Raw genomic sequence first — 26,249 nt, 5'->3', positions numbered from 1 at the left:
CTGTGATTTCGCCGGCGGCCCCTCTTGTTGGGGTCTCCGGTTGATTTGTTGATCGTTTTGTGATCGTTGAGTGCGATGATTTGTCGTCCGGTGATTGCCGTTCTTCCTGCTTGCTGTCCCGGCTTCGGGCCGGGGTTGCTTGCAAGGGCGTATGGTGGATGCCTTGGCAGACAGGACCGATGAAGGACGTTACAGGCTGCGATAAGCCTCGGGGAGCCGCCAGGTGGGCTTTGATCCGAGGATTTCCGAATGGGGAAACCCGCCGGCCGTCATGGGCCGGCACCGCCTTGTGCGGGGGGTACGCAGGGAAGTGAAACATCTCAGTACCTGCAGGAAAGGATACTCCGTGAGTAGTGGCGAGCGAAAGCGGATCAGGCCAAACCTTGCGCGTGTGATACCCGTCGGGGGTTGCGCGTGGGGTGTTGGGGGAGCATTCGTCCGGGTTCCGACGGGCCCGGCGGGAGTTGCAGAAAACGGCGTGTGAGGCGAACGGGATTGAATTCCCGGCCGCAGAGGGTGATGGCCCCGTAGCCGAACACGCGCCGTCTTCCGGTGATGCGTCCCAAGTAGCGCGGGCCCCGTGGAATCCCGTGTGAATCCGCCCAGACCGTTGGGTAAGCCTAAGTATATCTGTCTGACCGATAGCGTACCAGTACCGTGAGGGAAAGGTGAAAAGCACCCCGGGAGGGGAGTGAAATAGTTCCTGAAACCGTGCGCCTACGAACCGTCGGAGCCTTCTTGTGGGGTGACGGCGTGCCTATCGAAAAATGAGTCTGCGAGTCAGTGGCGTGTGGCGAGGCGAACCCGTGTGGGGTGGCCGTAGCGAAAGCGAGTCTTAAAAGGCGTTTTCAGTCGCGCGTCCTGGACCCGAAGCGGGATGATCTAGCCCTGAGCAGGTTGAAGCGTGGGTAAGACCGCGTGGAGGACCGAACCCACCTGGGTTGAAAACCGGGGGGATGACTTGGGGTTAGGGGTGAAAGGCCAATCAAATTCCGTGATAGCTGGTTCTCTCCGAAATGCATTTAGGTGCAGCGTCGGTTGATTGCGTCCGGGGGGTAGAGCTACTGGATGCTTGCGGGCCCGTAGTGGGTACCAATAGCAGCCAAACTCCGAATACCCGTGATGTGTATTCCGGCAGTGAGTCGGCGGGGGATAAGCTCCGTCGTCGAAAGGGAAACAGCCCAGATCGTCGTCTAAGGTCCCTAAGCGTGTGCTAAGTGGGAAAGGATGTGGAGTCGCATAGACAGCCAGGAGGTTGGCTTAGAAGCAGCCATCCTTGAAAGAGTGCGTAACAGCTCACTGGTCTAGTGGTTCCGCGCCGACAATGTAGCGGGGCTCAAGCACACCACCGAAGACGCGGCAGCCTTCCTTTGGAGGCTGGGTAGGAGAGCGTTCCGTCCTGGGGCGAAGCGGGGGAGTGATCCTCCGTGGACCGTTCGGAAGTGAGAATGCAGACATGAGTAGCGAGACGGGGGTGGGAATCCCCCGCGCTGGATGACCAAGGGTTCCGGGGCCACGTTCGTCGTCCCCGGGTGAGTCGGGTCCTAAGGCGAGGCCGACAGGCGTAGTCGAATGGACGAACGGGTTGATATTCCCGTACCGGCTTTCAGCCGCCCAGACCCGGAACGGTCCGCGTTGCCTCCGTGCCTGTCGCGCCGGCCTTTCGGGGTGGGTTGCGGCGGGTGTCGTTGGTTCCGTGGCCGTCGAGGGTAGCGCAGGAGTGACGCAGACGGGTAGCCGGCCGCGGCGGTGGTAGTCCGTGGCCAAGCGTGCGGCCGCCTCCCAGGCAAATCCGGGGGGCTTGTGGCTTAGGCGTGATGGTGGGGGCCGTTGGGCCCGAATCCGGTGATCCTGTCTGCCGAGAAAAGCTTCGGCGCGAGGCTGTCAGCCGCCCGTACCCCAAACCGACACTGGTGGTCAGGTAGAGAATACCAAAGCGATCGAGCGAATCCTGGTCAAGGAACTCGGCAAATTGCTCCCGTGCCTTCGGTATAAGGGAGGCCCCTGGGGGTGAAGCGGCTTGCCCGTGGAGCTTTCGGGGGTGGCACAGACCAGGGGGTAGCGACTGTTTACCAAAAACACAGGAGCGTGCGAAGGCGCAAGCCGCTGTATACGCTCTGACGCCTGCCCGGTGCCGGAAGGTTAAGAGGATCCGTCAGCTTCGGCGAAGCGGTGAATTCAAGCCCCGGTAAACGGCGGTGGTAACTATAACCATCCTAAGGTAGCGAAATTCCTTGTCGGGTAAGTTCCGACCTGCACGAATGGCGTAACGACTTCCCCACTGTCTCGACCAGGAGCTCGGCGAAATTGCAGTACGAGTAAAGATGCTCGTTAAGCGCAGAAGGACGAAAAGACCCCGGGACCTTTACTATACCTTGGTATTGGCGTTAGGTGCGGATTGTGTAGCATAGGCGGGAGGCTTCGAAGCGTGGGCGCCAGCCCGTGTGGAGCCGGAAGGTGAAATACCGCTCTGTTCGCATTTGGCGTCTAACCTCGACGAGTCATCCTNGTCAGGGACAGTGCCTGGCGGGTAGTTTAACTGGGGCGGTTGCCTCCCAAAGAGTAACGGAGGCGCTCAAAGGTCCGCTCAGCCCGGTTGGCAATCGGGTGTCGAGTGCAATCGCACAAGCGGGCTTGACTGTGAGACTGACGGGTCGAGCAGGGACGAAAGTCGGAGATAGTGATCCGGTGCCGGCGTACGGACGCGGCATCGCTCAACGGATAAAAGGTACCCCGGGGATAACAGGCTGATCATTCCCAAGAGTCCATATCGACGGGATGGTTTGGCACCTCGATGTCGGCTCGTCGCATCCTGGGGCTGGAGCAGGTCCCAAGGGTTCGGCTGTTCGCCGATTAAAGCGGCACGCGAGCTGGGTTCAGAACGTCGTGAGACAGTTTGGTCTCTATCCTCTGCGCTCGTTGGAATCCTGAGGAGGCCTGCCCATAGTACGAGAGGACCTGGGTGGACGAACCTCTGGTATGCCGGTCGTCACGCCAGTGGCGCGGCCGGTTGGCTACGTTCGGAAGGGATAACCGCTGAAAGCATCTAAGCGGGAAGCCTGCTCCAAGATTAGGATTCCGTACGCCCTTCGTGGCGTTGGAGGCCCCATGTAGAACACGTGGTTGATAGGCCGGACGTGGAAGTCCCGCGAGGGATGGAGCGGACCGGTACTAACGGCCGAGGGGCAATCCCATTCATCTTAACTGGGTGTGTCCTGCCGGGATGTGCGGCGGGAGGCACGGCCTTCGTGTCCGGACGGCGATGAGCGTCCGGTCATGGAACGGTCATTGTCACGGCACGCTCGCGTCCATAGTCCGGTTCCCGGACCGTCCACGGTCCCGTCCGCGCCCCTTGGGGTGTGATAATCGAAGATTTGCGGCGGTCATGGCCCAGGAGAGACGCCCGGTCCCATTCCGAACCCGGAAGCTAAGGCCTGGCGCGGCGATGGTACTGCACCCGATGGGGTGTGGGAGAGTAGCTCGCCGCCGCATTCATACTTGCCCGGGGAGAGGGGGAGGCGGCCGTCCGGTCGTTTCCCCCTCTCCCCTTTTTCGTTCCCCTTCCTTTCCCTTCCTTTCCCTTTCCTTCCCTTCCTTTCCCTTCCTTTCCCTTCCTTTCCCTTTCCTTCCCTTTCCTTCCCTTTCCTTCTGTTCCTTCTGTTCCTTCTTCCTTCTTCCTTCTTTCCTTGTCGGTCCTTACGATTTGGTGTTCCGTCGTCGCCCATGCCCCGTTCCCCCTCCCGCCGCGTCCCGTTCATGCCCCGGTTCCCGCCCCGTTCATCCCGGGTTCCCTCCCCCGCCGCGATCCCAACGCCCGTCCTCCTCCCGACTCCCCCCCCCGTTTGTCCCTCGTACGGGTCACTTCCAGCCGATGATATAGGAATGACGATGGTATCGCCCGGACCAAGGGAACGACCGTTCGGACCATGGAAGCGGTCGCTCGTACGGGCACAATAGGGCGTGCCCATTGTAATGTGGAGCATGACATGGCGGGAACCACGAGAAACGAGGTGTGCCGGTGTTCGCCAATCTCTCGACATTCATCGCCGTATACGAAACACGGCAATTTTCCGCAGCTGCCGATGAGCTGCGCATATCACAATCAACGGTTTCATCCCGTATTGCCGCGTTGGAACGAGAAACCGCAAACACGCTTTTTGAACGCCACAACGGCAAAGAAGTGATCCCCACACCAGCGGGAGATGTACTATATCAGGCGGCCGTTGCCATGCTCGATAATTGGCAAAGCGCCATGGACGCAGCCACACGACTATCCACATTACGACAGCCGTTGCGTCTGCTGTTCTCACATACAGCGGTGAGAACCTGCGCGCCGGCTGCAATGACAGCGTTACGCCCATCGCTTGAACGATTCGATATCACCGTCCAAACCAAAAACTCGGACATTATTCTGCAAGCGGTAGGACGTAAAGAGGCTGAACTCGGCATCATCGAAAAACCAATCATCAGCGAAGCGGTGCACCGTGTGCCACTCCACGAAGACACACTCGTATTAGCCGGCAATGTCACCGACAACGTATGGCTGGTACGAGAACGAGGATCAGGAGTACGATATTACACAGAGCTGTACTTCAAAGAACATGACATCACCCCAACCACAGTGGTGGAATTAGCCAGCAACGAAGCCATACGAGCATGCCTCGCAGGAGGATTCGGACAATCCATCATTTCACAGAGCGTGCTTCCTGACGACGTATCCTCGGTAGAACTTGGAGAAGAGTTCGTGCGGAGGTTCTTCGCTGTCATGCCAAGGACGGGGCTTTCCAAAGAACAACATCATGCCGTAGATGCCATCATCGAAGTACTGAAAAGCGAAGAATAACTCTCAGAAACAGTACTTAGGCAAACTTTCCCTAGGGTGGGCGTTGTGAGCGGTGTCTGGGAAGCACCGCTTGATGAATCTGCGAGTGATGTTGCGAGACAAGTGTTACCTGGGGAAAGCCGAGCAGCAAGTGATACATAGATAGAGATGTATCTGGGGCGATAGAGATGTATTTAGGGCACCTAGGAGAGCGATACGTGCGAATATGTCGTAGCAAGCGATGCTGAGGAATAATGATTTGGAAGCAATACGTGGAAGCAATACGTGGAAGCAGCGCTGGAGCAATGGCGATGATTGAAGACAGCGCGAGGGAAAACAGCGCTTGAGGTACTGTGTATGGAACGGCGCCCAGAGAATAGCGCATAGGGACAGTACATAGGAGAAGCCTCACAGCAACAGTCCCCGGAAAGCAGCGGTTGAGAGGGAGGAATGCTTGAGGATGCAGGGTTTGCGGGATGCAGCGCTTGGAATGATGTAGTGCTGCATTTGAAATAAGCCCGTGTTCTAGGAGCATGAGTCGGATAGATACAGTCGACATTGATGTAAGGCATGTACGGCGTTTTGCAGTCTTTGCGCCGCATACTGATAGTGGTTGCAGTCTTACGTGGCGTGCATAGCGGGTGACATCTACGAGGCGTACATAGAGCCAAGCCTTGATAGGGCGCGCGTACAGAGCGGTCGCAGCCGCTGCAAGAGCATACACAGATGAGTACGCTGTCCGATGCTTGCATGATACTAGGTCGGATACCATACGAGCATAAGCTCGCGGCCGAAAGGAGCGCACCGTGCGTCAAGGGTTCGATAACAACACCTACATTGAATTGCAAGCCGCCAACATCAAAAAACGTATCGCTCAATTCGGCGGCAAACTGTATCTGGAATTCGGCGGCAAACTGTTTGACGACTATCACGCATCGCGAGTGCTGCCTGGCTTTGAGCCGGACACCAAAATCCGTATGCTCAAAAGCTTGGTCGACGACGTGGAAATCGTTATCGCCATCAACGCCAATCATATCGAAAAGGCCAAAATGCGTGGCGATCTGGGCATCACCTACGATGAGGATGTGCTGCGCCTGACCGACGAATTCCGTGGCATGGGATTCTACGTTGGTTCAGTGGTGCTGACGCAATATGCGGGTCAGCCGGCCGCCGATGTATTCCGCCGACGTCTCGAGCAGTTGGGCATTACCTGCTACCTCCATTATCCGATTGCCGGATACCCTCACGATCTCGAACATATCGTGTCCGAAGACGGATATGGCCGCAATGATTACATCGAAACCAGCCGTCCGCTGGTGGTAGTCACCGCGCCTGGTCCGGGATCGGGCAAGCTGGCGACCTGCCTGTCGCAGTTGTATCACGAGTACCGTCGCGGCGTGAAGGCCGGATATGCCAAGTATGAGACGTTCCCGATTTGGAACCTGCCGTTGAACCATCCGGTTAATATCGCGTACGAGGCGGCAACCGTCGACCTGGACGATGCCAATATCATCGACCCGTTCCACTTGGAAGCCTACGGAAAGACTACGGTGAACTATAACCGAGATGTCGCAGCGTTCCCGGTGCTCAAAGCCATGATGGAGCGCATTATGGGACAAAGCCCTTACCAGTCGCCGACGGATATGGGTGTGAACATGGCTGGTATGGCGATTGTCGACGATGAAGCCTGTCGCGAGGCGGCCAATATGGAAATCGTGCGCCGCTATTTCGCCGCCGCAGTAGCGTTGAAGCGTACTGGCACCGGAGAAGAGCAGGTGGAACGGTTGCGTTCCATCATGAAGAAGGCTGGCGTTGACCAAGATCTTTCACCTGCCCGTAGTGCTGCTTTGTTGAAGGAAGAAACAACTGGCGCTCCTGCGGGTGCCATGGTGTTGCCCGATGGCCGCGTGGTCACCGGTAAGACCAAAGGACTGCTTGGCGCGGCCAGCGCACTGCTTATGAACGCGCTGAAAGCCGTTACCGGTGTGGATGACGATGTGGAAGTCATCGATCACGCGGCAATCGAGCCCATCTGCAGGTTGAAGACGGAGCACCTCTCCAGCGCCAATCCGCGTTTGCATTCCGACGAAACGTTGATCGCCTTGTCAATCACCTCTTCGCAAAGTGAACTGGCGGCGCAGGTAATCGGCGGTTTAGAGCAATTGCGCGGCTCGGACTCGTTCTTCTCCGTGATCATTTCTTCGACGGACGAAGAGCTGTATCGCAAACTTGGCATCAATGTGTGCTGCGAACCGAAGTACGAGCGCGTAAGCCTGTACCATAAGTGATCGCCGATTGAGGCTGTTGCTCATATTCATGCACGTTGGCTTCCACCTCGCAAGGGTTGGGCGCCAACGTGTTGTATAGGGGGGGAAGGTGCGATAGAGTCAATTGCATGACGGCAATGGTATGGCAACGCGACGATGGTACGGTGCTGCGCTCTCCTAGGGCGTCGGATGCTGAACGGTTCTGGTCCGACGGGTTTGCCGAACTCGATCCCGAACTTGTTCTTTTGACTGGTAGCAAGCCATCGTTCAAACACGATGAAGTAATCGGATTCTTCCACTGGTGCTTGGAAGATTCCTCACGGCGGATGTGGCTGATGGTAGCACCTGACGGCCGTATTGTCGGAGAAAGTGTTATTAACGATATTGATGACGAACGGCGAGAAGCCAACTATCGCATTGCGATTTTTCGTCCCGACGACCGCAACCGCGGGCTTGGTTCTTGGGCTGTACATCATGCGTGCGAGTATGCATTCACACAACTGGGGCTACGTCGGCTGACCTTGGAAGTGTTTGCGTGCAATGGCAGGGCACGTCATGTCTACGAACGGCACGGTTTTCAGATATGCGAACCCGCGCACGGTGAAGATGTGTCGGGCGACATCGGTGCGGACGAAACAACCATGGATATGGTTCTCACTGCTGAACGCTGGCTGCAGCGACCTGCGATGTCCGATTAGTCGGGTGTGTGGCGAGGATACGCGGGATGCCGTGCAGGATGACACGTAGACGATGTCACCGGGTTGGCTATGGTTCGCATGGTGAGTTGTTCGGTTGCGGTAACGCCCGTACTTATGCGTAGACGGCAATAGCGATGCGGCCACATTTGCTCGCCTGATAGTCCGTACAACGTCAACGAGTGGCTAGTATGGCTGATATGAGTGTGAATTTTGATAAGCCGGTATCGCGTATGGGTACGATGTCGTTGAAATGGGATGCGGCCGGCGAAGCATTGCCTATGTGGGTTGCGGATATGGATTTTCCGGCGGCACCGGCCATCGTGCAGGCGTTGCAACAACGAGTGGAGCATGCGGTGTTTGGCTACAGCGATGTGCCACCTGAGTGGAATGCTGCGTACGCGTATTGGTGGAGCACACGGCACGGCTATGCGGTTAATCCGTCGTGGATGGTGTTTTGCAATGGGGTGATTCCCGCGCTTGGCGCCATGATTGAAGAATTCAGCGAGCCGCAGGACGGGATTGTAGTGCAAACGCCGGTATATGGCACTTTTATGCGTACCATTCGTTCCTGTGGGCGGCGTGTGGTGGAATCGCGCCTGCGATACGAGCGAAGCGCGCAAGAGCAGGCTGTATATACCATTGACTGGGACGATTTGGATGCGAAGTTGGCCGATTCGCGCACCACGATTATGGTGCTGTGCAATCCGCATAATCCGGTGGGCTGCATATGGGATAGGGAGACGCTGGCGCGCATCGGTGCGTTGTGCCATCGGCACGGCGTGCTGGTGATCAGCGATGAGATTCATGGGGATCTTACCGATCCGGGGGTTGGGTATGTGCCGTTCGGCTCGGTGAACGAGCAATGCCGGCAACAGTCGGTGTCGTGTTGGTCGGCGAGTAAGGCGTTTAATCTGGCGGGCGTTCAGTCGGCTGGATTATGTGTGCCTAACCCGGGGCTGCGGGAGCGTGTGGAGCTTGCGGTGGCTCGTGCCCAGTGCAATGAGCCGAATGCGTTTGCCGTTCCGGCGACCATCGCAGCGTTCCGGCATGGTGCGCCGTGGTTGGATGACCTGCGCGCATATTTGTACGACAACAAGCAGCGGATGCGTGAGCTTTTTGCCCAATACAACGCTTCGGTGCCGCAGCAACGCCGTGTGGCGCTTACGCAAGGGGCTGCCACCTATTTAGGGTGGGTGGATTGCTCCTGCGCTACTACGGACGCTGACGCATGGTGTGAGCGGTTGGAACAGGAGTATCGGGTGAAGGTGTCGTCCGGTTCCGGGTTCGGCGGTAATGGTGCACGGTTCATACGCATCAATGTGGCGACGCAACGTGCGCGTATGGAGGAGGGCGTAGGACGCATCATTGAGGCGTTACGTGCGATATAGCCGTATGGCGGTGTGAGCCGGGTTATAGGCCAAAATACCCTGGAGGGGCATGCATGCTGCCAATACTGACAGTATATAGCAGAAACCCCCAGCTGCAAGCAGTGGGGGTTTCCTCGTGGTGGCTCCGAGCGGGATCGATCCGCTGACCTAACGATTTTCAGTCGTTCGCTCTACCAACTGAGCTACAGAGCCATGAACAGTTAAAAAAACCCGGATAAACCGGGTGTTAACCATTCGAGCGACCCCGACCGGACTTGAACCGGCGACCTCCGCCGTGACAGGGCGGCGCTCTAACCAACTGAGCTACGGGGCCGTGGTTTCCTCTGTTTGAGGAGCCGAGTAGATATATTACTGATATCTCGGCAGTATGCAAATTACGGCGTGTTTCGTTGAAAAATCAATGTTTCTTAATTCTGGAAAATCAGGGGGATCGCGACGTAATTTTGTCATGGTGGTGGGTGGAATAGTGTGTTCTTCGGCGTGTTGGGTGAGTCGTGTTTGGTTGGCATGCACAATGCGGCGCGTACCAACTGGCGCGCGCCACATAAGAGGCTATGTTGTCTGTTCGGATGGGGGTGTCCGGACAGGGACGGCTGATACCGCAATTAGAACAGTTGTGAATTAGAACAGCTGCGGCAGCATTGCCATAAACGAATAGCTCCATTCGAAACCACTGTCGGTTGGCGTCATGGTGCCGACGGAAGCCGCGGCGATAACAACCACCGCGATAATGGCGACGACGGCCAGCAGTTCCAGTCCGCTGATAATGATGCCGGCGATGGCGAGTTCCTTGCCGCGCTCGTGGGTGGAGCGGATTTGCTTGACGGCTATGATGGACAGCACGAGTCCCACGGGGAAGAACATGAACGCGAAAATGAATCCAAGAATGGCGAGTGCGTTCCATGGGGCGGGCTGATTGTAGCCGGGATAGTAGCCTTGCGGTGCGTACGGCTGCTGCTGGTATGGCTGCTGCGGCTGCTGTGGGGGAATATTGGTATTACTCATGTTTCAAGTATAGGGGAGCGCGCGGTCGCATGACGGTATGGCGATGTACGCAGTATGTGGGTTTTTACGATGGTTATTTGTCGGGGCAACAATGCTGGCGCAGCAGGTCTATCATCTCCTTTTCGTGGGCCGCGCACCCGTTGGGGTCTTTCCATTTCTGGCTTGCGTTGGTGCCAGCGTGCTCGATGAATTGGCTCATGAGGCGGAGTTTAAGGCTGCCTTGCGCAATCATGTGCCTGAACGTACTGTTCTTGGCTTCCGGCGACATGTTGGAAAACTTTGCATTTACGTCGCGTGGGATGATACATAGGTTCCCGAAACGGTTCACTTCATCCCAGGGGTCAAAGGTGTCTTCGGAAGGATGCTGTGGATACCAATGTTCGACGGAGTTTCTAAAAGTAAAGGTGAAATCGGCGTATTTGTCGGGATCCTTTTCCCACAGCAGGAAATCCAGGTAGTTAAACACGATGTGTGGAGTACGCGTTCCCATGTTGTATGTATCGCGCTTGCGGACTTCGAAGAATTGTTCTTGAACGGCCTGTTTGGCGATATCCTCGATAACCGTGTCGAACTTGGTCATATCGACGTCTTGATTGTCGGGGGAGCATTCGGCTTGCGAAAGCCAAATGAGCAGCTCTGTTATCCAGTGCATCGACTGTGCGGAGGTGTAGGATACACGCAGAGCCGACTGGAGCATAAGGATGCGTTTATGGCGTTCGGCGCTGCGGTCGTTTTGATACCATTCCCCTTTGCGCACGAACCGAGTGTTGCAATAATTAGCCGTATGCTTGGAAGGCGGTTTGTCGATGCGGAGTTCCTTCAGGCTCCATTGGTCGTTGGATTCTCGTTTGAGGATGTATTTGTCAAACAGAAATCTGGTGCGCAGCAAGCATATTGCAAAATTTTGGGCAAAGGCTTCGGTGTGTTCCTTGATGGCATCGCTGTCGCATACACGTTTGAAGCTTTTGATGAGATTCTTGTCATCGAGCGATCTGTCGACAATGCGCTGTTGGGCGTCTTCATTCGTGATGCCATTGATGGCGAGGTACACGTGCAGCGTGTGCATGAGGAAGTGGGGAAAATTGATAATGCTGGTGAATTGCGCGTTCGTAGTCTCGTCGAGACGCTCGGCGGAGTCGAAGCGAGAATCGGAGCTGATGATCTGATTTATGGTGTATCCGACTCTGTGTGCGGTATCGGCATCACGAGATATATATTTATCCCAGCAATGCGGAGGCATGGTGTTCCAATCGTTTCCGAACACGCTTTTTCGCTCGCTGTCGGGCAGGTGCATTTGCACATAGCCGGTCATGTCGCTGCAGGCATCCCAGATACGGGCAAATGCGGCCCGATCACGGTCGTTGCGCAGGTAGCTCATCAGCATTGCTTTCACAATGTCATGCTGTTCGAGCTGTTCGCCGCGGGTGTTCATTATTTCGAAATAGCGGTTCACGTCGGTGTGTGGAGGAACCTCGATGCGATACATCACCACTCGCGACAGTTTGTCGATAAACTGTTTAAACTGTTCCTTAAACTGTCCTTTATCGATATTGTTGTTCTGCAGTGTTTGCACGCATATTGCTGTGGCCTGCTGGATGTTCGGGTCAATGCTTTCCATATCCAATGAGCTGTCAGATGGAGGCAACGTATGGGCGATGTGTTCCAGCGTGTAGTTGGAGCGTTTTCGGCATGCAAAGGTTAGCGTATGGTTTGTCGAGTACCCAAGGCAATGGAGCAGAAGATACAGCGAGGTTAAGCGTTGTTGCCCATCTATGACTTCGTAGTCGTCGCCCTGTTTGGCGACAATCAACGAGCCGAGGCAGTATTCCTCGTTGTCGGCTACGCTGTGTATGTCCTCGATCAACTGGACGAGCTGGGTGTCTTCCCAAGCGTATGCCCGCTGGTACAGGGGGATAGTGTACCTCTCGCCGGTATCGAACATGGTTTTGTCGTCGCTGATGATATGAAGTTTGGAAACGAGCTCGCTCATCATGCCTCCAACGCGCCGTTGATACGTTGTAATGTCTTGTAGAGATCTTTCCAGTGGCTATCGTCGTTCACGGTGGAATCGCGCAGTAGCGTTACCGGCAGGCTGGAGATTTCGGTGTGCAGTCTTGCGTCGCTGATTGCGGAAAACATGGCGATATGGTTGGTGTATCGAGCGTTGGTATTGTCGCCGATAGCATACTTGTTGATGCTGGCGAACGCAAGGGAGCCTAGGTCGATGCGCAGCATGAACGCCCAGGTGAAGAGTGTCCGTACCGCTGCTGGGTCTATGTCCTGTGCGTTGTGATCACAATCGTGGAACCGGTCGCAATAGTGCAGAAGTGCGCCATAGAACAGCCGAATGACGTGAGTGAGTCTCGGGGATCGATATGTCGTTGCGTCCAGATGCGGAACGCTGTTGTCGTCGCTGTTGCGGATGCTGGCTTTGATGTCAGCGAATTCGGGGTTGGTGGCTATTGCGGTCGTGATGTGCTCAAACACGTTCAGATAATGGTCGACCATGGCGAAGAAATGTTTTCCGGCTATAAACGTCTCCGTAATCTGAAAATGTGGCATCGCGCTGTTGATGTGCTGCGCATAGGGGTATTGAGAGACCTGGTCAAGGCTGACGCCTTTGTAGATGTTGATGTCATTCGCGGTGAAGGGCTTGCTTTTCCGGCCGCGTGACCAATGCCAAATGGGAAACAGGTACGTGTCGAACAATGTTTTGATATGCGCGCTGTCGGTCTCTTCCCATCGCTCTACGGCGCGTTCCATCTCCTCCCGCTCTTGCGGATTCGCGCTCATCTCGCGCAAATGGTAGGCCTTCAACAGGTCGTGCGGGTCGAGTGCCTTGCCGCGCGTGTTCTGCGAATCGAATAGTTGAAAAGCTTGTGCGATCGTAGGCACGACTATGACCACGACTTTCAGAATGTTGTTAAATGCCTCCAGCATGCGCTTGCGGTCGTCTTCGGTCTGCGCGGAGCACTGTTTGCGAATGAGGTGATAATTACGGTCAATGGATGCTTGGGTTATCGTGTTGGTGAACGTTTTCTCGAAAATGGGGTGGGAAAAGTACGGGTCGAGGCACTTTTTCACCAGCAGGAGCGACATGATGCGCTGCTGCCCGTCGACAATGTCGTAAGCGTCGGTGTTGCGGTGGAGAATGATGGTTCCTAAACGGTATGTGTGTGCATGGTCTGGTTTGGCTGCGTCTGCGATTGCCGTGCTGATGTCTTGTAGCAATTCGTCGATATTACGTGAGTTCCATCGATAGGGCCTCTGATAATCCGGAATATCGAGTGTCATATCTAGTAATTCGTTGACGCTGATTATGTAAGCTTCGTCGCCGCTGGTTATGGAATCCATGTGTCCACCTGCACTCTCGTCGCACGGTTCTGTATGGAGAACTATATGGGGCGTCAAGCCCTGAATGTCAGCACTTCGCACAGTATAGGTGAAAGGAATTGTGCAAACAACCTTGTTTGTAGTATGTCGTGCGTCCGGCGCGCGCTTAAGTCGGTGCGGGCGCGGGTGGGAAGGGTCATATAAGACGTGGCCGGCGGCATGCCGCATTGGTTGCGCCGCCGGCCACGATGGGTATTAGTCGACCTGCTTCCAGGATGCGACGTCGATGTGATGCTCCGGGTTCGCCTGCCAGGCTTCCCAGGCGGACTTCACAATGTCCTGCACGTTGTACTTGGCATGCCAGTTCATGGCTTCGTTGATGCGCTTGGGCGAGCCGATCAGTTGCGGCGGGTCGCCGGCGCGGCGCGGCATGACGGTTTCGGTGAAGGGCAGGCCGGTGACCTTCTTCACTTCGTCGACGATTTGGCGCACGGAGGTGCCTTCGCCGGTACCGACGTTGAAGGCGTCATATTCGCGCTCATCGCGGTCGAGGTAGTCCAGGGCGGCTATGTGGGCGTCGGCCAGATCGGAGACGTGGATGTAGTCGCGGATGCAGGTGCCGTCTGGGGTGGGGTAGTCGTCGCCGAAGATGGCGGGAGCCTTGCCCTGCTTGAGGCGGTTGAACAGCATGGGGATCAGGTTCAGGATGGCCGGATCTTCGAGCTCGACCGGACCGCAGCCGGCGACGTTGAAGTAGCGCAGGCCGCAGAAGCGAATGCCGTACGGCTCTTCGCAGGCGCGGGCCATCCACTCGCCGAACAGCTTGGTTTGGCCGTAGGGGTTGATCGGCAGCATGGGGACAACGTCCTCGGGGACGACATCAACCGGCGGCTCGCCGTATGTGGCGGCGGAGGAGGAGAACACCAGCTTCTTGACGCCGGCGTCGCGCATGCCGGTCAGGACGTTGAGCATGCCGACGATGTTCTGCTGGTAGTACCACAGCGGCTTCTCCACGGATTCGCCGACCTGCTTGCGGGCGGCGAAGTGGATGACGGCGTCAACACCTTCGGCGGTCATGATTTCGGCGAGGCGTGCACCCGCGTCGGGGGAGGAAATGTCCATGCCGTAGAGGCGTGCGCCTTCGATGCGCGTGGGCTTGCCGTAGCTCAGATCGTCCACGACGACGACACGGCTTCCAGATTGATGAAGAGCATGAACGACATGGGCGCCAATGTAACCGCACCCACCAGTGACGAGAACTGTCATGTCTGGCCTTTCGATACGAGCTCGCCGATACAGTTTGTTCGGTTTTGCTCAATTGTGTTACTTTTTGGAACAATTTGAGTATAGCACACTGTGATTCGCTGCCGTGGGGTGCGTCGGGCATAATGATATATGGTTCGCGCATGGGCAATGTGCTCGAAAAAGAAAGGCTGTGACAAGCATGACGATGAAAGAACTGGCCGACCGATCTGGCGGCGAGCGATTCGACGATGGTGATGCGGTTGAGACTGGTATGCCGGCCGATATGCGGGGTGCCAGGCCGGTGCTGTCGTTCGTGCGCCGTTCGGGACGCTTGGACGCCCGGTTGCAGCGTGCTTGGGATGCGTATGCCGAGCAGTATCTCTTGACGCTGGCTCCCCGCGAAGGGTCGCTTGGCGTGCGGGAGGGATTGGTTGTTGACGTCGATTTTGTTGCCGAACATTGGGGGAATCGCAATCCGTTGGTGGTGGAAATCGGTAGCGGTCAGGGCGAGAACGTGGTGGCTGCGGCACAGAGCAATCCCAATGTGAATTTCCTGGCGTTGGAAGTGTATGACCCCGGTGTGGCGCATACCTTATTGATGGCAGGCAAGCGCGAGCTGCGCAATTTGCGTGTGGCGCAAGTCAATGCGCCCGAACTTATGCGGGCGGTGGTTCCGGACTTGCTGAAGGAGGTGTGGACCTTCTTCCCCGATCCGTGGCCCAAGATGCGTCACCATAAGCGTCGCATCGTGCAAGCGCAGTTGGCGGCCGACGTGTGCAAGGCTCTCGCGGAGGGTGGCGTATGGCGTATCGCCACGGATATCGAGGATTATGCGCTGCATGTGCATGAGGTGATGGATGGCCGCGAGGACTTCGTGAACGAGGGCGGGCTGACCGTAAGCCTGCCGCTGGAGCACGTAGGAAAGGGCAACGCTCAGGATGCGGCCACGCTGCCGCATGGTGACTTTGTTGAATCCGTGCGATTCGACGGGCGAGTGCTGACCAACTTTGAGAAGAAAGGCATCGCTGCGGGGCGCGTCATTCATGATTTCGCCTATCGCAAGCGGTAGGCGATGCGTTGCGTGCATGTAGGTGGCGTGTTGGCTGGATGAAGGCGTTGTGAGGTGCTGTCTTGGTATGCGACACGCCGATTTGCTGAAGGGGCATTCATCCCGTAACATAATAGTCTTGTTGCCCCCATCGTCTAACGGTTAGGACACCAGACTTTCAATCTGACAACGAGAGTTCGACTCTCTCTGGGGGTACGGGTAGAAATTAAAAGTCCCTCGTGGCGAAGAGCTGCGAGGGGCTTTTTTGTTAGCTTTCGGCGGCTAAGTTCGTCTGCGGCGGAATAAGCGTTCTGAAGCGCGTCTGCGTTTTGCGCGATGTGAAACGAACCAAAACGGCGTAAGATACCAAGTGTCGCTCGTGGACGAGGAAGGCGCGAGGCGGCCGTGTGCAACGACGCTCAAAGGAGGGCATACATGGTGTATCGCATGATTTTCAACCAAACCGCATACTTCGGTCGTGGTGCCATCAAGGAAATTCCGGTCGTGGCCAAGTCACATGGTTTTACCAAGGCGTTCATCGTCACGGACCACGTGCTGGTGGAAACACATACCGTGCAGAAAGTCACCGATGTGCTCGACGAAGCCGGCATGCCGTATGAGATTTTCAGCAATGTGCAGCCCAACCCTCCGGTCGAAAACATTCAAGACGGCGTTGCCAAGTTCACCCAGTCGGGCGCTGACTTCCTCATTGGTTTGGGCGGCGGTTCTCCGCAGGACACTTGCAAGGGCATCGGCATTGTGGTGGCGAATCCGGAGTTTTCCGACGTGCTGTCGCTCGAAGGCGTCGCCGATACCAAGCATCCATCCGTGCCGATTTTTGGCGTGCCCACCACCGCCGGCACTGCGTCGGAAACCACCATCAACTATGTGATTACCGATACGGCGAACAAACGTAAGTTCGTGGCGGTCGATCCGCATGATATTCCGCTGGTGGCGTTCGTCGATCCCGACCTGACCGACACTCAGCCGCGCTCGCTGAAGGTCGCCACCGGCTTGGACGCGTTGACTCATGCCATCGAAGGCTATGTCACGCCGGGGGCGTGGAGTCTGTCTGACTGCCTGTCCATACAAACGATTCGTATGATCGCTAAGAATCTGGCAAAGTCCGCCGCCGGTGACGTGCCGGCAGGCGAGCAAATGGCGTATGCCTCGTACATTACCGGCATGGCGTATTCGAATGTGGGCCTAGGTCTGGTGCATGGCATGGCGCATCCGTTGGGCGGCCGTCTTGGCGTGGCGCATGGTGTGGCCAATGGCATCTTGCTGGCGCCGGTGATGGAATACAACAAGGAATATACGGGAGAAAAGTACCGTGATATAGCTGATGCATTCGGTGTGGCGGATGCGTACACCGGCGATTTGGATCATGTGCGCGACGAGGCGGTGGCTGCGGTGCGTGCGTTGACCAAGGAGCTTGGCAATCCGACCACCATTTCCGAAGTGGGGGCTACGGAGGCTGATCTTGCGGGTCTGGCGCATGACGCGTTCCATGATGTCTGCACGCCGGGCAATCCGCGTCCCGCCTCGCAGGAAGATATTTTGGCGATATACCAATCGCTGATGTAGCGCGGTGTTGCGTGTGCGTTGTGCCGTTTGTCGGTGCGATGGGGCTTGTCTTTGTGTGATGTAGGCAGGCCCCATCGGCTTATCCGGGGTTATATGCCCGCGGGATGAATGAGCGTGGAATCGGCACAGGGTGCATGGACGTGATTTTGGGGCAGGCGTGCTGTGAGGTGGCGCATGTGCAACACGCCCGGATGGTTGGTGGTCGGTTGTGGTGTATCGATATATTCTAGGGTTTTATCGTGCAATTATTACGAAATTGCTTAAATTCATGTTTTTTTCACGTAAAGCCGTTGGGAAAAGTTAACAAAGCGAACGTTTGTTGAAAATGTATGATATCGTGGATGATGTCACATCGACGTGACAGTGAATCATCTCGAAGGGAGTAGGGATATGATTTCGAAAGGTAAACGCATCGTTGCGGGTTTGGCCACGGTGGCCGCGTTTGGATTGACGCTCAGCGGCTGCGGCGGCGCCGGCACTGACACTGCTCAGTCGGGCGAGGGCTCAAGCGGAGAAAAGGTCGAAATCACTTATATGCATCGTCTGCCGGATAAGGACGGCATGACGTTGGTCAATGACATTGTGGCGAAGTGGAACAAGGAACATCCGAACATTCATGTCACGGCTACTAAGTTCAACGGTGTGTCCGCCGATATGATGAAAAAGTTGGAGACGGATGTCAAGGCCGGCAATGCTCCTGATCTGGCGCAGCTCGGTTATGCGGAGATTCCTGAGGCCTATGCCAAAGGTATGTTGCAGGACGTGACCGCTGAGGCAAGCAAGTATAAGGATGACTTCGCCGCTGGTCCATACAAGCTCATGGCCGTAGGCGACCAGACTTTCGGATTGCCGCAGGATACCGGCCCGCTGCTGTACTTCTATAACAAGGCTGCGTTCGATCAGTTGGGCATCAGCGTTCCCAAGACTAAGGACGAATTGATTGAGACCGCGAAGAAGGCTGCGGCGCAAGGTAAGTACATCATGTCCTACCAGCCCGATGAGGTTGGCAACATGTTCTCCGGTTTGGCTGGTGCTACCGGTTCATGGTACAAGGTCAGCGGTGACTCCTGGGTTGTGGATACGCAGACCAAAGGTTCCAAGGCTGTCGCTGACGTGTATCAGCAGCTGCTGGACGCCAAGGCGGTGACTACCAATCCTCGTTGGGATGCCTCCTTTGACGCCACGTTGCAGGACGGTTCGTTGATCGGCACGATTGGCGCCGCTTGGGAAGCTCCGCTGATCATGGATTCCTCTGGCGGTACCGGAAAGGGCGACTGGCGCGTGGTCCAGCTCGGCGACTGGTTCGGCAATGGCACCAAGACCGGCCCTGACGGTGGTTCTGGTGTGGTGGCGCTTAAAGGCTCGAAGCATCCTGCCGAAGCAATGGAGTTTTTGGATTGGTTCAACACGCAGATCGACGACCTGACTTCGCAAGGTCTGGTGTTGGCTACCACCAAGGGTAAGGCCACCACCCCGGCCGATTGGTCGGAGTTCTTCGGCGGCCAGGACCTGATGGCCGAGTTCGCCACTGCGAACGACAACATGGGTGATTTCACCTATATACCGGGCTTCTCGGCTGTGGGCGCTGCGATGAAGGAAACCGCATCGAAGGCCATTACGGGTGGTGCGACGGTGGACGACGTGTTTACCGACGCGCAGACCGCGTCGATTGACGCGCTCAAGAGCCTGAACCTGTCCGTAAAGGAGTGATGTTGCTGGGGCGTCGGTAACTTCTGGCGCCCCAAGCACCAGCGATAAAAGCGGGGTCGGGCGTTACGCGCGTGCCGGCCCCCTGTTGTGTGTACGTGGTTCGCCGTCAATGTTGAGGGAACCATCAGAAAGTCAGGGGTAAAAATGAGTGCAACGGCACGGTCAGCGCATGCCGCGGCTACGGGTCATGCGAGCAAGGCGCAGATGAAGCGTTCGGCTGCCGCAAAGCGATTGGAGAGAACGGGTTGGGCGTTTATGACGCCATTCTGCCTACTGTTCCTGTTGGTATTTGTTATTCCAATCGGCTATGCGATCTATTCAAGTTTCTTCCGTCAGGTGGTCTCCGGCGGTGGCGCCTATGGTGGCGGTGAAATCGTCAATAAGTTCGTTGGGCTGGAGAACTTCCGTTACGCCATCACCTCGGGTGACTTCTGGACCGGTGTCGGCCACGTGCTGATTTATACGGTGATCCAGGTACCGGTAATGATCATTTTGGCGTTGGCGTTGGCAATGCTGCTCGACTCGTTCATTGTCAAGCACATCACGGCCTTCCGTTTGAGCTACTTCCTGCCATACGCCATTCCCGGCGTCGTCGCCTCTATCATTTGGGTGTATCTGTACAACGGCCAGATCTCTCCGATTGTCAAGGGGTTGGAAGCCATCGGCATCCATGCGGATTTTCTGGCGAACAATGTGGTGATTGCCTCCATGGCGAATATCACGACGTGGACCTTTACCGGTTACAACATGTTGATTTTCCTCGCGGCGTTGCAGGCAATTCCGCGCGATTTGTATGAGGCGGCACGTATTGATGGCGCCAATGGATTCCAGGTGGCGATGCGGATCAAGCTGCCGAACGTGCGTGGCGCCGCTCTGCTGGCCATGTTGCTGTCCATTGTGGGCACCATTCAGCTGTTCAACGAGCCGCAGGTCTTGCAAACCGCCAATCCGGGTATTTCCTATTCGTACACGCCGATGATGATGGCGCTGAATACCTCGCGTGGCTTCCTGTCGCCGCAGGGCGATGGCCCCGCTTCGGCCATTGCCATCGTAATGGCGTTTATCGCGGGTATTTTGGCGGCCTTGTACGCGTTGGCGGAGAAGAAGGTGAATGAATCATGACGGCAACCACAACCATGTCTGCGGCGCAGCGCCGCGCCCGTCGTAAGGCGGACCGTATTCGTGAGCGTGCGGCGAATGATTTGCCGCGTTCCATGCAGCCTTCCAAGTTGGTGAAGATCATTACCATCGTGGTGCTTGCGGTGGCGTTGATTTACTTCCTGTTCCCGATTTATTGGGCCATCATCGCCTCGACCAAGAGCCCGTCGCAGATGACGGGCAGCAACGGCGTATGGTTCGCCGTTGGGTTGGAGGATCTGCCTAATGCCATCGCCACCAATTACAGCAAGCTGTTGGGCTGGACTCGTGGCAACTTCTGGCGTTGGGTGCTCAATTCCATCGTGTATTCGGGATTGTCCGCATTGATCGGCACCATCGCTTCTGTGATGGCCGGTTATGCCACGTCGAAGTTCCAGTTCCGTGGCAAGGCGGTGATCATCGGCATCATCATGGCTTCTATGCTGATGCCGGCGGCGTTGCTGACCATTCCGCAGTATTCCATCTTCAACCAGCTGCATCTGACCAACAACATGCTGTCGATCATTCTGCCGTGCTCGGTCTCGCCGTTCGGTTTCTTCCTGGGTCGCGTATATGCGCAAGGCTCGGTGCCGAATGAGTTGCTTGAGGCAGCCCGCATCGACGGTGCCGGAGAGGCGCGTATTTTCTTCACCATCGTGTTGCGTATTCTTGCGCCGGCCATGGTGACCATTTTCCTGTTCATGTTCGTCATGACGTGGAACAACTTCCTCCTGCCGTTGATGATGCTGTCCAGCGAAAACCTGTATCCGGTCACGTTGGGTCTGTACGGCATGGTGTCGCTGTCCACCTTCACCGATCGTGGTGCGTTGATGATGGGCGCATTGCTGGGCGTACTGCCGGTGATCATCATCTTCCTGGGGCTGCAGCGGTTCTGGCAGTCCGGTTTGGCCGCTGGCGCGGTGAAGGGATGATGCCATTGACGGCGGGATGTGTCTGGTGAATCGAGTGTGTGTGGTGCGGGCGTGGCGTGTGTTGCGCCCGGTCGTACGGTGATCGAGCGGTGGCTGGTATGGGTCGCCTTGATGGCCGCGTGGATGCGGAAAGGACATGATTATGACTACTGTTGGTCGTTTTACGTTGCCGAGCGAGGAGAACTTCGCGGACAAGACGAGGGAGCTCGCGGATCTGTGGGGCGCGGACGCGATTCGTAATTCGGATGGCACGCGTTTGGATGATGCGGTGTTGGCGTTGGGCAAGAAGATTTACAGCGCGTATTTCCCGACGAGGGCGCACAATGAGTGGATCACCTTGCATATGGACGAGACCCCGCAGGTGTATTTGCTGACCCGTCGGGTGCTGGCCGAGACCGGTTCGGTGGACATCGCGTTGATGGAGGGGTTCTACGAGGAGCAGCTCAGGCCGAATCTGGATGCCGATCCGCATCGGTATTGGGAGGTGGTCGACCGGACCACGGGCCAGGTGGTGCCGGCCGGGCGTTGGCGGGTGTCCGGGGACGGCGCTTCGGTGCGTGTGGACGGCGCGTCGCCGATGCATGAGTACACGGTGTCGTTCCTGGCGTACATCATTTGGGATCCGGTGGAGATGTACAACCATCTGACCAATGATTGGGGCGACAAGGAACATGAGATTCCGTTCGACATCTACCATGGCAAGACCCGCCGGTTCGTGATGGAGACGTTCCGCGAGTGGCTTGCGGACAATCCCGGGACGGATGTGGTGCGGTTCACCACGTTCTTCTACCAGTTCACGCTGCTGTTCGACGAGCGGCGCCGCGAGAAGATCGTGGATTGGTTCGGCTGCTCGTGCACGGTCAGTCCGAAGGCGCTGGATGATTTCGAGGCCAGGTATGGCTATCGTCTGCGTCCCGAGGATTTCGTGGACGGCGGCGCCTACAATTCCGCGTGGCGCGTGCCGCGCAAGGCGCAGCGTGATTGGATCGATTTCCTGTCCGGGTTCGTGCGCGAGAACGTGCGCCTGATGGCCGACATGGCGCATGAGGCCGGCAAGGAAGCCATGATGTTCCTGGGAGACCAGTGGATCGGCACCGAGCCCTACAAGGAAGGCTTCGACAAGCTTGGCCTGGACGCCGTGGTCGGCTCGATCGGCGACGGCACCACGACCCGTATGATCGCGGACATTCCCGGCGTGAGATACACGGAGGGGCGGTTCCTGCCGTACTTCTTCCCGGACACGTTCTACGAGGGCAACGATCCGAGCGTCGAGGGCCTGGATAATTGGCGCAAGGCGCGTCGCGCGATTCTGCGCAGCCCGATATCGCGCATGGGTTACGGCGGCTACCTGTCGCTGGCGGCGAAGTTCCCGAAGTTCGTGGACACGGTGGCGCGTATCGCGGACGAGTTCCGTGACATGCACGAGCGCACCGGCGGCGAACCCGCCCGGGGCGCGCTGACGGTGGCCATCCTCAACAGCTGGGGCGCGATGCGTTCGTGGATGGCGTATACGGTGGCGCACGCGTTGCCGAACAAGCAGACGTATTCGTATTACGGGATCCTCGAGGCGCTGTCGGGCATGCGCGTGAACGTGCGGTTCGTCAGCTTCGACGACGTGCTGGAGCATGGCGTCGCGGACGATATCGACGTGATCGTCACGGGAGGTCCCGTGGATACCGCGTGGTCCGGCGGTGACGTGTGGGCCGATCCGAAGCTTGCCGAGACGCTGCGCGCCTGGGTGCGCGCGGGCGGCGCGCTGGTGGGCGTGGGTGAGCCGTCGTCTCTGGCCCGTTTCCAGGCGGGACGGTTCTTCCAGCTGGCCGACGTGTTCGGCGTGGACGAGGAACGCTACCAGACCCTGTCCGTGGACAAGTATTTCCCGCCGGTCGTCCGCGAGCACTTCATCACCGCGGATGTGGACGTGCCGGCGGAGGCCGTGGACGCGGCGAACGAGGCGCGCGCCATTCCGCTGTCGGGTTGCGGCGGCGGCCAGGGCGGCACCATAGGCGGCATTGATTTCGGCGAGGCGGTGGCGAACACGTTCCCGGTGAGCGAGGATGTGACCCTGCTGCGCGCGGATGGCGGCCAGGTGCAGCTCGCGGTCAACGAATACGGCCGAGGCCGCGGCGTGTATGTGTCGGGTCTGCCGTATTCGGCCGCGAACGCGCGTCTGTTGGAGCGCATCCTGTTCTACGCGAGTCATAACGAGGATCGTTACGAGACGTGGAGCTCCACGAACCCGGAGTGCGAGGTCGCGTGCTTCCCGGGCCGCAGGGTGTACTGCGTGGTGAACAATACCGATCGTGCGCAGTCCACCGACGTGCGTGTCGAGGGCGGGCGGGTCGAGCACTTCGATCTGGAGCCCAGCGCGATCGCCTGGAGGCAATGGTAATCAACGACAAACGGGGCGGGACCAACACCCGCCCCCATTGATACATCACCAATATGTGTGCCGTCGGCGCGGTACAACGGGGAAGGGGAGGAATGGTCATCATGGACACCCGGCTTGCTGAAGTTGTGAAGCATTTTGTTCTGGAAGGTACCGTGCTCGATATCGAGCCGTACGGGGATGGGCATATCAATGCCACCTATATGGTGAGCACCGATGTGTGCCGCTACATTCTGCAGCGGATGAATACGTCCGTATTTCCGGACACCAAGCATCTGATGCAGAATATCGAATTGGTCACGGGATCGTTGCGCGAGCAAGGCAAGGAGACCTTACGCATTATTCCCACCGTGTCTGGAGCCTCGTATGTCGAATTGGACGATGGCTCCTACCGTATGTATGCGTTCATCGAGCATACGATGTCATACAATCTCGTCGAAGACCGGGCGGTGTTCCGGGAAGCCGGCCGTGCGTTTGGTGAATTCCAAAATGATTTGTCGCAGTTTGACGCATCCCAGCTGTACGAGACCATCGCGCACTTCCACGATACGCCCAGCCGTTTCCGTGACTTCCAGGCTGCGGTGCAGGCGGATGTTTTGGGGCGTGCCGAGACTTGCCGCGAGGAAATCGCATTCTTCATGGATCACGCCGAGGTATATCCGACCATCATGGACGGGCTGCGCGATGGGTCGATTCCGTTGCGCGTGACGCACAACGACACCAAGCTCAACAATATTCTGATGGATGCCGATACTGGCAAGGCCCGGGCCATTATCGATTTGGACACGGTGATGCCCGGTTCGATGCTGTTCGACTTCGGTGACTCCATACGCTTCGGCGCCTCCACGGCGTTGGAGGACGAGCCGGATCTGAGTAAGGTGCATTTCAGCACCGAGTTGTTCCGTGCCTATGCGGAAGGCTTTGTCGGTGCGGTGCGTGGCAGCATTACCGAACGAGAAGCCCAGCTGCTGCCTATGGGGGCAATCATGATGACCGTCGAATGCGGCATGCGTTTCCTGGCCGATTATCTGGCGGGCGACACGTATTTCGCTACTAAGTACGCCGAACACAATCTGGTGCGCGCCCGCACGCAAATCAAGCTGGTTCAGGAAATGGAGCAGCGGGCGGACGAAACGCGAGCCATTGTGGAGGATATTATGAGCGAGGCGGTGCGCTGATGAGCCATAAGGAGCGAATCATCGACGTATACCGTGCGCTTGACGCCTTGATGGATCATGCGGTATTGCGATTGGGATTGGACGGGCGCGACATCGATTGGACGCGCAACGCGATTCTCGGCATGTTCCGGCTGGATTCATATGCGCCGACCGGCGAGTTGGCAGGAGAGCGCGATCAAGATGCTCTGCTCGAAGCGTTTGATAACGCGGGCATGATGGCCGGACTGTTCCGAGGCGAGGACTGCGGCGACATCAACGATGCCGTCATGGGAGCGCTCAGCGCCAGTCCCTCTCGGGTGCAGGACATGTTCCTGCAAGTCGAGCGCGCCGGCGACGGCATGGCCGCGATGCAATGGCTATACGACTACGGTGTGGCCAACACCTATGTGCGGCGGGCGGGGTTGGAGCGCAATCCTCGATTCGACTCGCATGGCTTGGTCGTGACCATCAACCTCGCCAAGCCGGAATTTAAGAACATGGCCAAGGCTGCTGCGGGCAATAGCGTATCCGGCGGCTACCCGCTGTGTACGATCTGCCATGCCAATGAAGGATTCGCCGGACGTGCCAAGCGCACGCTGCGTACCGTGCCGGTCGATTTGGGCGGTGAACCGTGGTTCTGGCAGTTCTCGCCGTACGGATACTTCAACCAGCATGGCATTTGCGTCAACATGGAGCATACGCCCATGCATGTCGACCGTGATACCTTCGGCAAACTGCTTGATTTCGTAGAGCGATTCCCCGGATACTTCCTCGGCTGTAATGCCGCCTTGCCGCGTATCGGCGGCTCGGTATTGGCACACGACCACTACCAGGGAGGCGGCGAAATGCTGCCCATGCATACCGCGCCCGCATGGGCGACGCTATGCCAGGTGGCGAATGACGACGTGACCGTGGAAATTCTCGACTGGCCGGGAACCGCCGTGCGTGTGGTCAGCCGTGACCGTGCCAAGCTGATTGAGGTATGCGAGCAGATCCGCCAGGCCTGGGTGTCCTACACCAACCCGGAGCTCAGCATCTGGTGCGAAGGCGAGGACGGCAAACGTTCCGCGCTGTCGCCCAGTGCGATCATCGCCGAACGCGGCTATGAAATGAGCCTGATCTTCCGCAACAATGGCGTGAACGAAACCTATCCCGACGGTATATTCCACGCACATCCGGAGTTCTATCCCATCAAGCAAGAACCCATCGGACTCATCGAAGCACAAGGATTGTTCATCCTTCCCGGACGCCTGGTCAACCAGTTGGCACACCTGGAAGACGCCTTGGTCGCCGGCGAGCCGTTGCCGCGATCCGAACAGGAATTCGGACTGATATGGAACGAATTGCTCGCCGCACTGCGCGGCAACCGTGAGCGTGAAGCCGTACGGGCAGCCATTCGCGACGAGTTGGGCAGCGTATGCGAGCGTATTCTGCGCAACACCGCCGTATTCCCCACACACGGCCACGCCCTCGACTTCATGCAGGCCTTGGGGTGGAATCCAACGGACAGCCAGTAGCACAATCCCATAAG

At 57.4% G+C, this 26,249-nt stretch carries 16 protein-coding genes, 3 tRNA genes and 2 rRNA genes; 15 read left to right on the top strand and 6 right to left on the bottom strand.

What is annotated here, in order from left to right:
• Positions 1-131: 131 nt before the first annotated feature.
• From AC1AWK_RS05885 to AC1AWK_RS05860, 6 genes are all read left to right on the top strand, one after another.
• Positions 132-3,195: ribosomal RNA gene (locus AC1AWK_RS05885) — 23S ribosomal RNA — on the top strand.
• Positions 3,196-3,375: 180 nt separating this feature from the next.
• Positions 3,376-3,492, top strand: a 5S ribosomal RNA gene (rrf, locus tag AC1AWK_RS05880).
• A 526-nt stretch (positions 3,493-4,018) separates the two neighbouring features.
• A complete protein-coding gene (locus tag AC1AWK_RS05875; protein ID WP_476568932.1) occupies positions 4,019-4,843 on the top strand; it encodes a LysR family transcriptional regulator in 825 nt (274 codons plus the stop codon).
• Between the two features lie 785 nt (positions 4,844-5,628).
• The gene (locus AC1AWK_RS05870) at positions 5,629-7,110 is read left to right on the top strand and encodes a DUF1846 domain-containing protein (RefSeq protein ID WP_476568930.1); all 1,482 of its coding nucleotides are present in this window, start codon (positions 5,629-5,631) and stop codon (positions 7,108-7,110) included.
• A gap of 107 nt (positions 7,111-7,217) precedes the next feature.
• Complete coding sequence (locus AC1AWK_RS05865; RefSeq protein ID WP_476568928.1) at positions 7,218-7,787, top strand: GNAT family N-acetyltransferase; 570 nt, start codon at positions 7,218-7,220, stop codon at positions 7,785-7,787.
• Between the two features lie 188 nt (positions 7,788-7,975).
• Positions 7,976-9,175: a MalY/PatB family protein gene (locus AC1AWK_RS05860; protein ID WP_476568926.1), complete on the top strand. Its 1,200-nt coding sequence runs from the start codon at positions 7,976-7,978 to the stop codon at positions 9,173-9,175.
• Positions 9,176-9,291: 116 nt separating this feature from the next.
• Here the strand turns inward: AC1AWK_RS05860 and AC1AWK_RS05855 are convergent.
• The 6 genes from AC1AWK_RS05855 to galE all read right to left on the bottom strand — a co-directional run bounded on the left by AC1AWK_RS05855 (position 9,292) and on the right by galE (position 14,779).
• A tRNA-Phe gene (locus AC1AWK_RS05855) sits at positions 9,292-9,367 on the bottom strand.
• Between the two features lie 47 nt (positions 9,368-9,414).
• Positions 9,415-9,488: transfer RNA gene (locus AC1AWK_RS05850), tRNA-Asp, on the bottom strand.
• 308 nt (positions 9,489-9,796) lie between these two features.
• Positions 9,797-10,180 (bottom strand): DUF4190 domain-containing protein, encoded by a 384-nt coding sequence (locus AC1AWK_RS05845; protein WP_476568924.1) that lies wholly within the window; start codon positions 10,178-10,180, stop codon positions 9,797-9,799.
• Between the two features lie 73 nt (positions 10,181-10,253).
• Positions 10,254-12,170 (bottom strand): GmrSD restriction endonuclease domain-containing protein, encoded by a 1,917-nt coding sequence (locus AC1AWK_RS05840; RefSeq protein ID WP_476568922.1) that lies wholly within the window; start codon positions 12,168-12,170, stop codon positions 10,254-10,256.
• Positions 12,170-13,534 (bottom strand): DUF262 domain-containing protein, encoded by a 1,365-nt coding sequence (locus AC1AWK_RS05835; RefSeq protein ID WP_476568920.1) that lies wholly within the window; start codon positions 13,532-13,534, stop codon positions 12,170-12,172. Before AC1AWK_RS05835 ends, AC1AWK_RS05840 begins: the two co-directional genes overlap by 1 nt.
• Before the next feature lie 234 nt (positions 13,535-13,768).
• Complete coding sequence (galE, locus tag AC1AWK_RS05830) at positions 13,769-14,779, bottom strand: UDP-glucose 4-epimerase GalE (RefSeq protein ID WP_476568918.1); 1,011 nt, start codon at positions 14,777-14,779, stop codon at positions 13,769-13,771.
• Between the two features lie 250 nt (positions 14,780-15,029).
• Between galE and trmB the strand changes: the two genes are divergently transcribed.
• The 9 genes from trmB to AC1AWK_RS05785 all read left to right on the top strand — a co-directional run bounded on the left by trmB (position 15,030) and on the right by AC1AWK_RS05785 (position 26,235).
• Entirely contained in the window at positions 15,030-15,827 is a 798-nt protein-coding gene (gene trmB / locus AC1AWK_RS05825) for a tRNA (guanosine(46)-N7)-methyltransferase TrmB (protein ID WP_476569652.1), read from the top strand.
• A gap of 123 nt (positions 15,828-15,950) precedes the next feature.
• A tRNA-Glu gene (locus AC1AWK_RS05820) sits at positions 15,951-16,022 on the top strand.
• Positions 16,023-16,241: 219 nt separating this feature from the next.
• Positions 16,242-17,393, top strand: coding sequence for a lactaldehyde reductase (gene fucO, locus AC1AWK_RS05815; RefSeq protein WP_476568916.1), 1,152 nt, complete (start codon positions 16,242-16,244; stop codon positions 17,391-17,393).
• Positions 17,394-17,783: 390 nt separating this feature from the next.
• Entirely contained in the window at positions 17,784-19,103 is a 1,320-nt protein-coding gene (locus AC1AWK_RS05810) for an ABC transporter substrate-binding protein (RefSeq protein ID WP_476568914.1), read from the top strand.
• A 144-nt stretch (positions 19,104-19,247) separates the two neighbouring features.
• Entirely contained in the window at positions 19,248-20,225 is a 978-nt protein-coding gene (locus tag AC1AWK_RS05805) for a carbohydrate ABC transporter permease (protein WP_476568912.1), read from the top strand.
• A 14-nt stretch (positions 20,226-20,239) separates the two neighbouring features.
• Positions 20,240-21,172, top strand: coding sequence for a carbohydrate ABC transporter permease (locus tag AC1AWK_RS05800; RefSeq protein ID WP_476569650.1), 933 nt, complete (start codon positions 20,240-20,242; stop codon positions 21,170-21,172).
• Positions 21,173-21,314: 142 nt separating this feature from the next.
• Positions 21,315-23,564, top strand: a complete 2,250-nt coding sequence (gene gnpA, locus AC1AWK_RS05795) for a 1,3-beta-galactosyl-N-acetylhexosamine phosphorylase (protein WP_476568910.1) — start codon at positions 21,315-21,317, stop codon at positions 23,562-23,564.
• 92 nt (positions 23,565-23,656) lie between these two features.
• Positions 23,657-24,739 (top strand): phosphotransferase enzyme family protein, encoded by a 1,083-nt coding sequence (locus AC1AWK_RS05790; RefSeq protein ID WP_476568908.1) that lies wholly within the window; start codon positions 23,657-23,659, stop codon positions 24,737-24,739.
• Positions 24,739-26,235 (top strand): UDP-glucose--hexose-1-phosphate uridylyltransferase, encoded by a 1,497-nt coding sequence (locus AC1AWK_RS05785; protein WP_476568906.1) that lies wholly within the window; start codon positions 24,739-24,741, stop codon positions 26,233-26,235. The genes AC1AWK_RS05790 and AC1AWK_RS05785 overlap by 1 nt, the downstream gene beginning before the upstream one ends.
• Positions 26,236-26,249: the final 14 nt, after the last annotated feature.

This window comes from Bifidobacterium sp. LH_491 (assembly GCF_056356495.1).
Note: the sequence above shows the minus strand (reverse complement) of the source record. Positions and strands in the feature narration are given on the sequence as shown.